The organism is Chryseobacterium taichungense (genome assembly GCF_900109935.1).
Taxonomy (GTDB): Bacteria; Bacteroidota; Bacteroidia; order Flavobacteriales; family Weeksellaceae; genus Chryseobacterium; species Chryseobacterium taichungense.
Genome location: NZ_FOBV01000001.1, coordinates 347,347 through 361,956 on the forward strand (window position 1 = coordinate 347,347; position 14,610 = coordinate 361,956).

Here is a 14,610-nt window from a genome sequence, read left to right on the forward strand (position 1 = left end):
TATAATTATTTATTCCACAATGACATTCCTCCTTTTCCGACTGGATGCATCGTACCCCAATAAGAACTACCAACTGTATGTTGGGTTTTGGGTACAAGCTGAATTACTCCCGGCTCTGTACCATGATGCCAAACCCAATTAGTTGGGCTTTTACCAAGTATGCTTCCTGTCGATGATTTAGGAACAGTGATCCCTAATTCAGACATTACCTCAGGTGCCATGCCGCTCTCTAAGGCTGTATTAGCAGCTTTGAAATGAGAATAATAGGTTCCTCCAGGATAAAGGTCACCGGACAACTTAGTTTCAAAGGCAATAGAATAAAAAGAACCTTCTGTTGCTGTTTCTTCAATTACCACTTCTGCAACACTCGCGACATTTGACATTCTCCCATATCCACCCCACATCAAACTTCCGCCACTACCTTCATCCCGCAGTATCTCCATATGAGAACTGTTTACATTTCGGGCAAATTTATCAAGCCAGCTTTCCCCTGCGTGATAAAATGGATCATCTCTCCAACCTCTGTACTGCTCTAAAGGACTCTCTCCATTGGCATTTACATTAGCATTTCTAATTAATCCAAATAATCTTGTTCCTGTATCAAATGATCCTTCGGGTATTCCTACTGCTATTTTATTGGAGCTTTTCTTTCTACCAAAAAGATTTCTAAAGAAATTCCCAATACTTTTCCATATGCTTTTCTTTGGGGTTGGATCAGTAGCGGTACTTCCAGCACTACCACGTTCTCTTTCATTACTTGAAGTCAGTTTAATAAACTCTTCAAAATGTCCAAAGTTTCTTCTTTCGTTAAACCAACCGCTGCTGACAGGGACATTCCATGACCATCCTTCATCTACCGCCATCGCCTTTCTTCCATCCGGATCCACAAAGCTTATGGGGTTATCGTAAGCATAGTTGTAAGGACTAAACCTTCTGGAAGTCTCCGATAATGGATCAATAACACCCCATCTAGCGATATCCGACATGTACATTCTGGCTTCATAGTCGTTCCATCCGGTTTCGGTCTGCAATTCTTTCCCATTGTATTGGTATTTATAGGAAGAATTGTTGACGGAAAGAATATTGGTATCATGTCGTAATCCAAACGGATAGTAGCTGTTTTCTTCAAGAACTTCTGCGCCGCCACTGGTTGTATTTCTGGAGTAACTCAGACGTACATTTCCCAAATGATCTGTATAGGTGTAAATATACTTATTTTTTTCAAAATCGTAATAGCCTTCAGAAGTGGGAACAAACTTTAAAACAGGGTTTGATAGACTTCCTGTATAATTTTCTTCGTACTGAAAACCATCAAGATAATCGGTAATGGTGCTTGCTTCGAGATTTGTTTTTCCTGTTCCGTAGGTATAGATCTTTCGAAGCTTTACGCCGTCCGCCCTGTACAGGTATTTAGTTTTAACATTATAATCCAGTTCCATTCCGGTAAACCTCGGTACGTAGGTCTTGTCAAATTTTACCAGATCCGGCAAATCAAGGATATTGTAATCGATCTGCAAAATTCCTTTATCCATATGATCTTTCATATTTCCATTGGCGTCATAAGAGATTGCCGTTCCGGAAGTATCAGGATACCCGGCATAGTTACCCGATCCGTCATTTACAGAAAGGAGCTTATTACCTGTATAGGTATAAGTAAGGTTGTCAATGAGTTCCGCGGTGCCGGAAAAACTTTTTGTATTTCTCTGAAGAGATGTAATGTTTCCGGCAATATCATAAGCAGCCGATTCATTATAAAAATTATTTCCGGGTACAGAAGCATTGGGTTCAGCATAGATTCCTTTGGTGAGCCTGTTCAGGTTGTCATACTGGTAACTGTATTTTTTCAGCACATTATCCATTGCCGATTTCCAGCTTACCTCGGAGACATTCCCACTGTATTTTCCAGTTGAATTATTCGAAGGATCAAAGTAAGAAAGTGAATAGGCAAAAAGGTCAGTTCCCAGACTGGCAGGATCATTTACTTTGGTTACCGATCCCCTGATGTTGTAGGTGTAATCTACAGTCTGCAGATTATTTCCCACTTTTTTATTGGTGAGCTGCGAGAGTTCGTTATAGGTATTCTCAGAGAGCAGCTCCTGCGCATTGCCATCTACCTGATGCCACTGTTTTTTCAGGCGGTTCTGAGCATCATATTCAAAAGCCTGGGTGATTGTTTTCGGCGTATCTGAGGATAGTCGGGCATGAGTGATTCTGGTCTGCAGTACAACCCCTGCAAAATCCAGTGAAGATTCTGTTTTGGTAAAGCCTCCCAAATAATTAATCGAATGGGTACCGATGGGCCTTGCCTTGTTGTCGTACCAGATATAGCTTTTGGTCCAGTTGTCATCTTCGATGTTCTTTACATACGAAGCAGTGGGAAGGTTTTTGGTATTCACGGCAGCGCCCATATTGTCTCCTATGGTACTGTTAGAGAAGATCTGTGAGGGTCTTTCAGGACTTTCGGCAGGATAGGTATCGAAATAATGGACACTGAGAATTTTGGTAAACGCCGTAGGATATACAGTGTTGGTGTAATAAGCCGTCACACCGGTGGCATCGAAACCGCTTGCACTTCTGCTTTCATTCTGTGCTGTTGCAGCGCTGTTGGCGTTATTCTGCTCGGCCTGTCTGCCCTCACTTCCATAGTTGTACGGGCTGGTAAAAATCCCGGTATAGACGGCCCTGCCAAATTTGTCGTATTTGGTGAAAAGCCATTGCTTAGAGGCTCCCATATTGGCATCCTGTGTCATCAGTACACGGTCCTGTTTATCATAGACGATATATTCCCAACCTTTCCCCGGAAGCTTTTTTTCTACCTGCCTTCCTTTGCTGTCGTATCTGTACTGATAACAAAGATCGTTGAGAAGAGTAGTAGTCAGTGCCTGTGACACCGCCAGGGGAGGAATCACGTAGGCCAGCTGTCCATACTTGTTATAGACATAATACGTTTCCGTATTCTCTTTCCGTACAAGAATGGTTTGTCCTTTTCCGTTTTTAAACTCCGTGGTTGTATGGCCGTCTTCATCGGTTACGGAAGTTTTCACCAGCTGTCCGGCACTGTAGTTTCCAGACAGGGTGATGGCATTGTCGGTGGCGCTGTTCACCCATGAGGTGCTGGTCACGGTATATTTCTTCACCTCAGTGGCGGTATTCATTTCATATCCGTAATTGATGGAATGTCCGTGATAATCTGTTCCTGGTTTTGTAACGGAAAGAAGCTTTGCGGCAGGTGAATTTTCCATTACGGATTCGGAATAGAAATAAAGATCCGAGCCGTAGGTTTGGGAAGCATTGGACTTCGGATTGCTGTAGATGGCACCGTTCTGTGTTCCCGATTGCGGAATGGGCAGATAAGATTTTACCTGTCTTCCAAATGGGTCGTATTCAACAGGTACGGCCATATCTTTTCCTGTTGGTGAGCTTTTGATGCTGATGGTCTGCTTGAGCCTTCCCAATCCGTCTGAATATTGTACAGCCTCTGTTTTTTTGCTGCAGTCTTCATTCAGGCAGTTTTTGGTGTAGATATAGTTTTCGCTTGTTGAGAGATTGGTAGTCTGTGCAGAAACAACAATCCCCAACAAAAGGCTTACTAGTGAAAATATGTTTTTCATGGTTGTGTTACGGTTTGTAGTTATACTGATTTTCTTTGATGATCTGTCCGCTGGCGTTTTTCACTCTGAATAATCTTCCTGAAGAATCATATTCATAGCTCTGTTTGATCCCGTTGGAAGAAACAGTATGGGTAACGCCAACCAGAGGATCATAAGCAGATACGGATATCGGATATTGCTGCAATGCGGGATCAAGACGTAAGTTTTCCAAAGCAGTCAGTAATGCGGCTTCATTGGCAGGGTTGTCCGCATCTGCATTGGAAGCGGTAATGGCAGCTGCAATGGTGGAGATAGAAGCTATATTGCTGTATTTTGCTCCGGTAATCTGTGCGATCGGAAGGGTCTGGTAATATCCCCAAATGGTCGTTACCGAGTTACCTGCTTTGTCCGTGATCTGCACCAGATTTCCTTTGCTGTCATATACATCAAAGGTCATTTGTGTTTCAGGATTCTGAGCCAGGTCTGTTACGATGACCGAAGTGGGATAAAAATGACTGGTATCTCCGAAAAGCGTTTTACTGGTTGCAAGGATACTTCCATTTTCTTTGGTTACGGTTTCCAGCGGTACGGAAATCATATTGGCATTGATCAGTCTTGTGTCTGCAAGATCCAAAGCATATTTAGTCGATGTTTCCTGTATATCGCCGTTATGTGTGGTCAGTTTTGAGGAGATCTGCTGGAAATTATCCGGGCTGATGACCACCTCGTTGCTTGTAACCTGGCCGGATGCTCCATATTTTACGGTATTCGTTTCTTTAGTATATTGAACAAAACCTGGAATGTATGAATAATTAGATGATAAGGCATGCCCTGATGCTCCGGGGATTGCATTGATTGTATATTCATATTCCGTCTTTTCCTGAAGCTGGCCACTGCTGTTCAGTACTTCTTTCTTCTCCATCAGGGCCTGGCTGGTAAGATTGAAGAAAAGGTAATTTCCATTAGCGTCTTTATAGTCTTCTGGTATTTTAAAGCTGTACTGGATTGATCCGTTATTTTGAGTTCCGGACACTTCGGTTTCCTTTACATTTTTGTACAAAATAAAACTTGATGTTGAAAGAGCAGTAGGATCTGTGAGCTCGGAGTCATACATGAAACCGGTACCATCCAGCGGATTGGTAAAAGAGTTATATTCATAGTTTTTTGTCTTTACCAATGTTCCGTCGGAATCATAAGAACGTATCGCCTTTATTCTCGCCCCAGCACCTACAACGTATCTGTTGTTATAAGGGGGCGGTAATGCTTGAAGCTGCTTTAATACAAAATTTCCATCATCGGGCGGATTATTTGTCGTTATGGTGTACGTTCCCGGATAAAGTTTATAATTTGGAGTGCTGCAATCGGCAGCATTGGTTCTTGTCATTATGGTTCCGGAAGCATTTTTAACGGTAAACGTGAAAAGCGGTGGAGCATTGTCAAGATCTGTTATAATGCCGTCATGATTAGACCCGCTTGCGAGATAAACAGGATATTGTAACCCTGAATTCCCATTAACCTGAAATGTATAAGTTAACGAATTCGCAGTATTATAAGGAATAGCCGTTTGTGCATAGTACTGAACAGTCGGGTCGGCCATATGGTTATAACCAGAATAGTTAGCATTACTTCTGTTTGAATATATTTCATTAGGCTCAAATTCATATATAATATATCCTTTAGTTGGGAAGGTTATCTTTTTAAGGATATTTTTAGGATAGCTATTAGAGGCTCCTACCTTACTGCAAAAACTCCCGGCTTGTGCCGCATAATCTGTATTATAGACATCATTATATTCGAAATCGGTTTGTTCACTGACAGCAAGGTTCCTGTCCATTTTTTTTAATGAGGCAAGGGATCTGTTTGTGGATTCAAGCATTCCGTACACAAATTCATATTTAGAAATCGTCGCCCCCTGTTTATCTGTTAAAACAACGTTTTTTACCGAATAAGGATCATTCGTCGGGTTCAGGCTGTTATTGTCATACGATGAATTATAATCGAAGGTAAACGTCATTTTTCCTTTGGAGGTAATGATATCTTTTACTTTGCAGTACTGATATTTGAAAATCGTGGAAGTACCAATATACTTTACTTTTTTATCATAGGTGAAGCTGACAATTTCATGATTGCCGGCATCCTTCACCTGATTAAGCTCAAACCCCGTTTTATAATTTTTTGTTCCTGCACTCGTAGAATACGTTCCAATATTATAATCATTAAAGAAATATTGATAACCTTTGTCATCCGTAATTTTAAAAGAATTAATAATTAATTTGGTACTGGCGAGATCTCTTGTATATTCAATTTTTAACTTTGTTCCCGAGATATTATTAATCACAAGATCGCTGCCCGAACCGCTTTTATGGATATTGAATTTTCCAGAATATCCGGGAATCGTATAATAAAAAATATCGGCTTCGCTTTCGGTAATATCGCTGATATTTTTCGATTCATCAACACTTCCTATCACCGCTCTGTTGATGCTTCCCCCTTTGAATAAGGACCATCCCAATCCTACCTCACTCGTAGGATTACCGTCAAGAGCACTGTACGGATGATAAGATAGTGCGACCGATATCGGAAAATTTGTATCTGAACTTTCTAAATTATAAATCGGAATATTGATTGAAGGGATTCCTGTTGCCGGAGAAACTCCTGCATTTACATAATTTTGAAAGGAGGCTGCCATAGGCAAAGAAGAGTTTGTTTGCCCGGATATTTTTCCTGTCAATCCAATGGCTGTGATTGTTAATAGGTTAAAAAATATATTCTTCATCTTAGCTTATTTTTTAATCAGTTTAGCACTTGCTGTTTTATTATCATTTGTTTTCACGCTCACCAGGTACGCTCCCTGAACCAGCGCCTGCGTATTGATCTTCGTAACCTTATTCTTCGTCTTTATGCTCTGCAGCTGCCTTCCACCCATATCGTACACGGTAATCTCCGCTTCCGTCTTCCCATCTCCCAGCATCCCGCTTCCGGCATCCATATTGATTTCCACATACGCGTACTCACTCACCGGGTTCGGATAAATCTTAATATCCTGCTTCTCAATCAGCTGATCAATCTGCTTGTCTCCCAGCTTTACAATCTTCCAGTTCTCTTTTCCTAACTCTTCAGCACTCGTTCCCGCCAACACAATTGAGCCGTCTCTGTTCAGTTTTATGTCGGATAGTCTCTCTTCTCTTTGTCTCTTTTCTCCAATGACATGTTTTCTCCACTGCTCATTCCCATTCTGATCTAAGTACAGCATCCAAAACGTCTCATCGTCACTCTCTATTCTTCCTTCCGCCTGCGTGTAACCACCCAGCAAAATGCCTTTGGTCAGGTTGCCGGATTCCCCTCCTCTGGAGGGGTTAGGGGAGGATATCACACTCATCCCCATCAACATATCTCTATTTTTGAAGTTGTAGGATTTCTGCCAGATTTCTTCCCCTCTTTCATCGAGTGAAATCAACCAAAGATCCGTTCCGTCTTCGATGCCGACGGTTTTATTTCCTGATCTTTCCGATCTCGATTCTCCTCCGATTAAGTATCCTGTAGAAGTCAGAGCCAATGTTCTTAAGTGATCATCCCCTTTTCCACCGAAATTCTTTTCCCATTCGACTTTTCCGTCTTTTGAAAGCTTGATGATCCAGTAATCCCCTTCACCGAAATTGTTGGTAGACTTTGCATAACCGGAAAGTGATTTTGAATTTTGAGTTGAAGGGTCTTGCCCCCCTCCTTTGGAGGGGTCGGGGGAGGATGCACTCCTTGAATACACGCCCAGCAAAGCCCCTCCGTCTTTCGTAGGAATCATCTTCTCCACCTCATCCAATCCTTTTCCGCCTAACACCAATTGTGATAATTCTTTTCCGTTTTTATCCAGTCGAACTACCAGAATATCCTTCGACCCGTAACCTTCAGCGGAGTTTTGGACATTTCCTGCAACGAAAAACCCTAAATCAGTGGTTTGAATGACAGCTCTCGCTTCTTCATCCGTAGCTCCTCCAATGGTCTTCTGCCACAGTTCATCCCCAAATTCATTGATCCGGATCAGCCAGATATCCGAACCACCTTTGGAATCTTCCTTTTTATCAAGCCCCTTTCCTGAATATGAAGTACCAGAAATCAAAAAACCACCTTCTTGAGTTGCAACTGTTGCCGATAAGAAATCATGATTTTGTCCCGAGAAATATTTTTCCCAAACCTCTTCTCCATTTTGGCTGAATTTTACCAAATGGAAATCATAGCCTGTGTTCTGCTTCTGTCCGTTGGTTGAGGGTTGATCGTTGTTGGATTTAATACTGCTTCCCGAGATCAGATATTGCTGGTCAATAGTAGTGGTGATCTGGGAAAGAAAATCCTGTGTTGAAGACTTAATGTCTTTTTGCCAGACGACGTCTTGAGCAGAAAAAGTTCCTATCGTGCATATTGAGAATGCAATCATATGGAGTCTATTCATAGAAATTAGTTTTTATAGGTTATTTATTGTTCACATAGATTGGAGGATCTATGGTTTTATTTGGCAAATCTACACCCCCTACACGACAAAATATGACGTATTATAATCGCCCCGTAAATTTTCCGACAAGCGAAATTATTAATTCTTTTTTCACAAAGTTTTAGGGAATATCCCATATCCTTACCCGTGTTTTTACGGTAGTTCCATTATTTAGATCACTTGAGGGAGAGCTAAATTTACACAGCTAAGGTAAATAGAATTATATCAGTAGGTGATAACTTTAGTTATAAAACCAATAACTAAAGTTATAAAATAAAAACTTTAACAATATTTTGTTAATTTAGCAATATTGAAAGACTGGATTATGACCACATTAGGAACAAAACTGACGAAATTAAGAAGAAACAAGGGCTATTCACAACAAGAACTGGCTGATAAACTGGGTGTTTCACAGCCTGCATACCATAAATGGGAAACCGATGATGTAAAGCCGGATCTTGAAACTTTATTAAAAGTTAGTCAGGTGCTTGGCGTTGATTTGAATGATCTAACGGACGATTATAATAGTCTGATCCAGAATAGTCAGTTCAGGGGTTCAAATATCGTTGGCAACCATCAGCCCGTAATCAATATGAACTCACCAGAGTTCATGAATCAGCTTTTAAAAAATCAAGAACAGATTACACAGATTCTTCTAATACAAAATAAATTGATTGAAACATTTACGGAAAATATAAAGAATTCCAAATAGCTTGGCCCCAAATTATTATAATCTTAATATCTCAATCGTCCTTACAAAATTGTAACGACGATTTTTCATTCTTTACAATATTAATGACACAAATTTTCTCAAATCCTGAAGTAAAAAGTTCGAACTTTGAACTATTGGGTCTACAAAAAAGGAGAAATGATAATCATTTCTCCTTTTTTATTTATAGCAGTCCATCGCTGATCTGAAAAATACAGTGTGCATAGAATAATACATAGCCGTGATTCGAAAATATTTTCTTTGGATTTAAATATTTATACAATTTCAATATTTTCTTTATTTTACGCCTAACAATTTGCCTATTAGTATGTTGTTCGATTTTTTTCAGGCAAAAATCCACTGAAGTTCCGTATAAGTGAGAATATTGCTCAGCAATGATGTTAATTACCTGAGGGTCGTTTGTAATTCTTGCAAAGTTTGCAAGCCTTTTGTCCAGATTAATTGAATCATGAAAACTCATTCTATTCAAATCTACCATGTAAATTGAATAAGAATCATCTTCTTTTCGAATTAAAAAATTATTTGGTGAATTATCAAGAAATAAAATTCCATCGTTATGTAGACGAAACATTAGCGAGGCGTACTCTTTTATGATTTTTTCACGGTCAGGAAAAGAATGATCTCCAAGAATATGATCGAATGTCCAGCAATTTTCCAGTTGTTCAGTGATGTAATAGCTGGATGTCAATCCGATAAAATCGTGATTTTCAATGTAGGCAATCGGTTTTGGAGTCCAGTAGCTTTTCTGGAGAAGCATATGCGCGTATTCAAACGAACGCTGCGCCTTTGACTTCCGGTAAAATTTGTAGATGTGTCTGTTGATAATATTATGTTGTTTAAATAATTTAAAATTGAGATGAATCCCATTTAAATTAAATACCTTAATCACATTTCGCGAACCATTTCCGATTAATATCCCTCCGGATTTAAATATTTTTAATGTTGATAGAATATCATCTTTATACATGTATAGGCCTTCAGCAATAATAAATTTCATATCATATTATTTATTTTATTCAATGGTTTTACGTAGTAAATCCATAATATTTTCGATTGTTGTGTGTCCTGTATTTACAGAAAAGCTTTTTGAATTATAAGGCTTGTAAATGTTTTCATCTGTAACAGAAAATAAGCCTACCGTAGGCACTCCGCTGGCACTGGCCAAATGCATCACCCCATTATCTGCCGCAATAAACAATTGTGTATTTGCCATAAAAGCTCCCATTTCCCTGATATCCGTACTATAGAAATGAGGTATTGTAAAGTTTAATTTAGAAATATTTTCTACAGGCAAAAGCTCGACAATATGATGATCAGGAAATGTTTTTTTCAAATGGTCGTAGAAATCATGCCACCATTCTTCTGAGTAGCATTTGTCTCCGGTAGCATTAGTGAACAGACATATTACAGGTTTGTTATTTTGCACTATGGAAAATAGATTTTTTTTCCCATTTTGAATCTCTTCAGCATCCAGTTTAATATCCATATAGGGTAGTTCATTATTATTTTCCGGAACTCCCAGTTGTGACAAATATTGTCTCAAATTATAGATAGGATGTTTAGCAGAGTGCTGATAATCATTAAACTGCTGTACATATTTTTTATCATATTCACCAAATAATTTGTATTTAGACCGTGTAACGTAAGTTGATATTCTGCCTGATGATGAACCAAAATTCGCATTGATCACCAGATCATACTTTTTCGATCGTAGTGATATCCAACCTGCTAAATATTTAAAAATATTACTAAACGGCTTTTTGGGAAGCTGGATAATTTTGTCGATATTTTTATAATTTTTATATATTACTGGAGTAATCTGTCCTTTAACGAAAAGATCAATCTTACTGTCAGGGAACGTATTGCTCACCTCCTCCACCAAAGGACTGAGGAGAAGCAAGTTACCTAATCGATGATTGGGCCTGGATATCAGAATTCTTTTTATCTTAAGATCATTTTTATCTACTTTTTCAAAACTGGATTTACCAATATTTTCAGTCAGTTTCCTCATTAATGACCTTCGAATGGCATTAATTTTTTTCGGTATTTTCATTAAAAAAATATATTTACAATGATAAACATATTTAACGACAAATTGTTGGTAAATCATATGTCATTTAGTCGAATATCCATAACAATTACCTATTATAACAATAGATGCTATCTCAATAATTTTGTTTATTAATATCATTTTTTTGGGAGATATGTAAACTAAAAAAATCCATATTACATCATTGCAATATGGATTTTTGTTTTCCTATTTTGAATACAGTTATCTTTATAAAGTAAAAATCAGCTATTTACTTTAATAAAGATGTTAACTTAAATTACTTTAAATCAAATCTGTCCAGGTTCATCACTTTTACCCAGGCCGAAACAAAGTCATTAACAAATTTTTCCTGAGCATCTGCACTTGCATAAACTTCAGCGACAGCTCTTAATTCTGAATTGGAGCCAAAAACAAGATCAGCCCGTGTAGCTGTCCATTTTTTGTCACCTGTTTTCCGATCTGTTCCTTCATACAATTCGTTATCATCCGAAGCAGCTTTCCATTGCGTACTCATATCCAGAAGATTAACAAAGAAATCATTGGTAAGAACGCCGGGTCTTTGCGTGAAAATTCCATGTTGTGAACCGTCAAAATTGGCATTCAAAGCCCTCATTCCCCCTACGAGAACAGTAAGTTCAGGAGCCGTAAGCGTTAAAAGCTGAGCTTTATCGATCAATAAAGATTCAGTAGAGACAGAAAATTTCTTTTTCAAATAATTCCTGAACCCATCCGCTGCAGGCTCGAGGTATTTCATAGATTCTATATCGGTCTGCTCTTGCGATGCATCCATTCTTCCCGGTGAGAAAGGTAAAATAATAGTGTGTCCCGCATCTTTGGCCGCTTTTTCCACAGCAGCTGTTCCTGCAAGAACGATAAGGTCAGCCAATGAAACTTTTTTGCCACCGGTCTGATTTTCATTGAATTCTTTTTGTATACTTTCCAAAGTACTTAAAACTTTCTGCAACTGAGGAAGATTATTAACCTGCCAGTCTTTTTGAGGAGCCAAACGGATTCTCGCTCCATTTGCTCCACCTCTCTTATCACTTCCTCTAAATGTGGATGCGGAAGCCCAGGCAGTAGATACCAGTTCAGAAATGCTCAATCCGGAATCAAGAATTCTCGATTTTAATGCTTCGATATCAGAATTATTAATCAGAACATGATCCACTTCAGGAATCGGATCCTGCCATATCAATTCTTCAGAAGGCACATCTGGTCCCAGATAGCGGGCTTTAGGTCCCATATCTCTGTGGGTAAGTTTGAACCATGCTCGAGCAAAAGCATCTGCAAAAGCGTCAGGGTTCTCGTAAAATCTTCTTGAAATTTTTTCGTATTCAGGATCAAATCTGAGAGACAGATCCGTTGTCAGCATTGTTGGTCTGTGTTTTTTATTCGGATCAAATGCATCAGGGATAATCTCTTCTCCACTTTTTGCTACCCATTGATGGGCACCGGCGGGACTTTTCGTAAGTTCCCATTCATTTTCGAAGAGATTTTTAAAGAAATAATTACTCCATTGGGTTGGAGTTTCCGTCCAGGTAACTTCAAGGCCACTGGAAATGGCGTCCGGCCCTTTCCCTGATTTATAAGTACTGTTCCAGCCGAATCCCTGTGCTTCAATTCCAGCGGCTTCGGGTTCTTTTCCCACGTGATCTGCAGGTCCTGCCCCATGCGTTTTTCCGAAAGTATGACCTCCGGCGATAAGAGCAACTGTTTCTTCATCATTCATGGCCATTCTTCCGAAAGTATCACGGATATCTTTCGCTGCCAAAATAGGATCGGGATTTCCGTCGGGCCCTTCAGGATTTACATAAATCAGCCCCATCTGTACGGCTGCCAAAGGTTTTTCAAGATTTCGTGTATGAATATCACCGTCTGCATCATCGTCGGTAGGTAAAACACCGCGACCTTCTACCACACCATCAGATCCGTGTGCATATCGAAGATCACCACCTAACCATGTCTTTTCAGAACCCCAGTATACATCCATATCCGGCTCCCATACATCCTCACGACCACCGGCGAAACCGAAAGTTTTGAAACCCATCGATTCCAAAGCAATATTTCCGGTAAGGATCATTAAGTCGGCCCAGGAAATTTTCTTCCCATATTTTTGTTTAATTGGCCAAAGAAGTCTTCTTGCTTTATCCAGACTTACATTATCCGGCCAACTGTTCAGCGGCGCAAAACGTTGCTGTCCGGCTCCTGCTCCTCCTCTCCCATCACCTACACGGTACGTTCCAGCACTATGCCAGGCCATACGGATAAAAAGAGGTCCATAGTGTCCGAAATCAGCGGGCCACCAGTCCTGAGAGTCGGTCATTAAAGCGCGTAAATCAGCCTTAACAGATTCCAGATCAAGACTTTTAAATTCTTCAGCATAATCAAAATCATTATCCATAGGGTTTGATAATGCTGAATGCTGCCGCAGAATATCTACCCTCAGCTGATCGGGCCACCAATCTGAATTTTTGGTAGCGCCGCCGGCAACATTTTCTTTTTTCATAGATCCGTTATGAAACGGACATTTACTGATATCATTCAAATCTTTTTCCATTGTCGTTTAATTTTTATGTTGATTATAGTTAATTATATTTCTAATTATATTTCACAAACTTACATTAGTTTAAACATAAATACAATCTATCAAAAATATTTGATCAATAGTTAAAAACAATAATACTATTTATATCTAAAAATTTTGGTAAGAAAGATTGTACTTTTAACAATCATTTAAATTAATAAAATTTGCAATAGGCTGAATTACAATATAAAACTTTGATACTATTTAGAATTATTCCAATATATGACTGAGGTCATAATTCGGAAATTTTATCTTATTTTTATATTCACTTAAAACATGTAGATATGAAAAAAGTTTTGATTGTTATTCTTGTTGCCTTTATCATCATTCAGTTCTTTCCTATTGATAAGACAAATCCGGAACCCACACCCGGTATGGATTTTTTAAAAATAAAAAATACCCAGCCTGAAATTGCCAAAATCATAAAGACTTCATGCTATGATTGCCATTCCAGTGAAACAAAATATCCCTGGTATTCTAATGTTGCACCTTTTTCATGGATGCTGAAAAATCATATTGATGAAGGAAGAAAGGAACTAAATTTTTCAACCTTTGCCATTTATCCCGCGAAAGATCAGGCACATAAATTGCAGGAATGTATAGAGATGATCGAAAAAAAAGAAATGCCACTTGAATCTTATTTCATTGGGCATCAGGATGCAAAATTGAGTGATGAACAAAGAAAGATCTTAATAGATTATTTTAAAAGAGAAAAAACGGAAACGGAAAGGAAAATGTTTTATTAAATCTTAAACATCATGGAAGAAAACTGGCAAAACAAACACATTGTATTTTTCGACGGCGACTGCGGGGTATGCAATTTCTGGGTACAATGGATTCTTGAAAGAGATAAAAACGACCAGTTCTTATTTGCCTCACTACAATCTGATTTTGGTCAGAAATTTTTATCTGAACGAGGCTTAAATACCAAAGTCTTCAATACACTCTACTTATGGAAGCCGGGACAATATTACCTGGAAAAATCCAGAGCGGTTTTAAAGATTGCCAATTTGCTTGGTGGCATTTATAAGCTTTCGGGATTAGGTAAAATTATTCCTTCTTTTTTAAGCGATAAAATATATGATATCGTTTCAAAAAACAGGATGAAACTGGCTAATCAGAAATGCTATCTGCCAACTCCTCATCAGAGGGCAAAATTTATTCAGGTGTAAC

At 38.9% G+C, this 14,610-nt stretch carries 9 protein-coding genes; 3 read left to right on the plus strand and 6 right to left on the minus strand.

Annotation, left to right across the window (positions count from 1 at the left end):
- Positions 1-5 precede the first annotated feature (5 nt).
- Genes BMW64_RS01650 through BMW64_RS01660 form a run of 3 tightly spaced genes read right to left on the minus strand, consistent with a single transcriptional unit; the run spans position 6 to position 8,034 of the window.
- Positions 6-3,611, minus strand: coding sequence for a DUF6443 domain-containing protein (locus BMW64_RS01650; protein ID WP_089998109.1), 3,606 nt, complete (start codon positions 3,609-3,611; stop codon positions 6-8).
- A gap of 7 nt (positions 3,612-3,618) precedes the next feature.
- Positions 3,619-6,366 (minus strand): hypothetical protein, encoded by a 2,748-nt coding sequence (locus tag BMW64_RS01655; RefSeq protein ID WP_143052621.1) that lies wholly within the window; start codon positions 6,364-6,366, stop codon positions 3,619-3,621.
- Positions 6,367-6,372: 6 nt separating this feature from the next.
- A complete protein-coding gene (locus BMW64_RS01660) occupies positions 6,373-8,034 on the minus strand; it encodes a T9SS type A sorting domain-containing protein (protein WP_089998111.1) in 1,662 nt (553 codons plus the stop codon).
- Between the two features lie 349 nt (positions 8,035-8,383).
- On the opposite strand from BMW64_RS01660, the gene BMW64_RS01665 reads away from it, so the two are divergent.
- On the plus strand, positions 8,384-8,785 hold the full coding sequence (locus BMW64_RS01665; protein ID WP_177175214.1) for a helix-turn-helix domain-containing protein: 402 nt from the start codon (positions 8,384-8,386) through the stop codon (positions 8,783-8,785).
- 181 nt (positions 8,786-8,966) lie between these two features.
- Here the strand turns inward: BMW64_RS01665 and BMW64_RS01670 are convergent, their stop codons facing one another.
- The 3 genes from BMW64_RS01670 to katG all read right to left on the minus strand — a co-directional run bounded on the left by BMW64_RS01670 (position 8,967) and on the right by katG (position 13,410).
- Positions 8,967-9,800: a lipopolysaccharide kinase InaA family protein gene (locus BMW64_RS01670; protein WP_089998113.1), complete on the minus strand. Its 834-nt coding sequence runs from the start codon at positions 9,798-9,800 to the stop codon at positions 8,967-8,969.
- Positions 9,801-9,815: 15 nt separating this feature from the next.
- Positions 9,816-10,856: a glycosyltransferase family 9 protein gene (locus BMW64_RS01675; RefSeq protein WP_089998114.1), complete on the minus strand. Its 1,041-nt coding sequence runs from the start codon at positions 10,854-10,856 to the stop codon at positions 9,816-9,818.
- 274 nt (positions 10,857-11,130) lie between these two features.
- Positions 11,131-13,410, minus strand: coding sequence for a catalase/peroxidase HPI (katG, locus tag BMW64_RS01680; RefSeq protein ID WP_089998115.1), 2,280 nt, complete (start codon positions 13,408-13,410; stop codon positions 11,131-11,133).
- A gap of 311 nt (positions 13,411-13,721) precedes the next feature.
- Here katG and BMW64_RS01685 point away from each other — a divergent pair, with 311 nt between their 5' ends.
- Complete coding sequence (locus tag BMW64_RS01685; protein ID WP_089998116.1) at positions 13,722-14,183, plus strand: heme-binding domain-containing protein; 462 nt, start codon at positions 13,722-13,724, stop codon at positions 14,181-14,183.
- A 12-nt stretch (positions 14,184-14,195) separates the two neighbouring features.
- Positions 14,196-14,609: a thiol-disulfide oxidoreductase DCC family protein gene (locus BMW64_RS01690; protein ID WP_089998117.1), complete on the plus strand. Its 414-nt coding sequence runs from the start codon at positions 14,196-14,198 to the stop codon at positions 14,607-14,609.
- The last annotated feature ends 1 nt before the right edge of the window (position 14,610 follow it).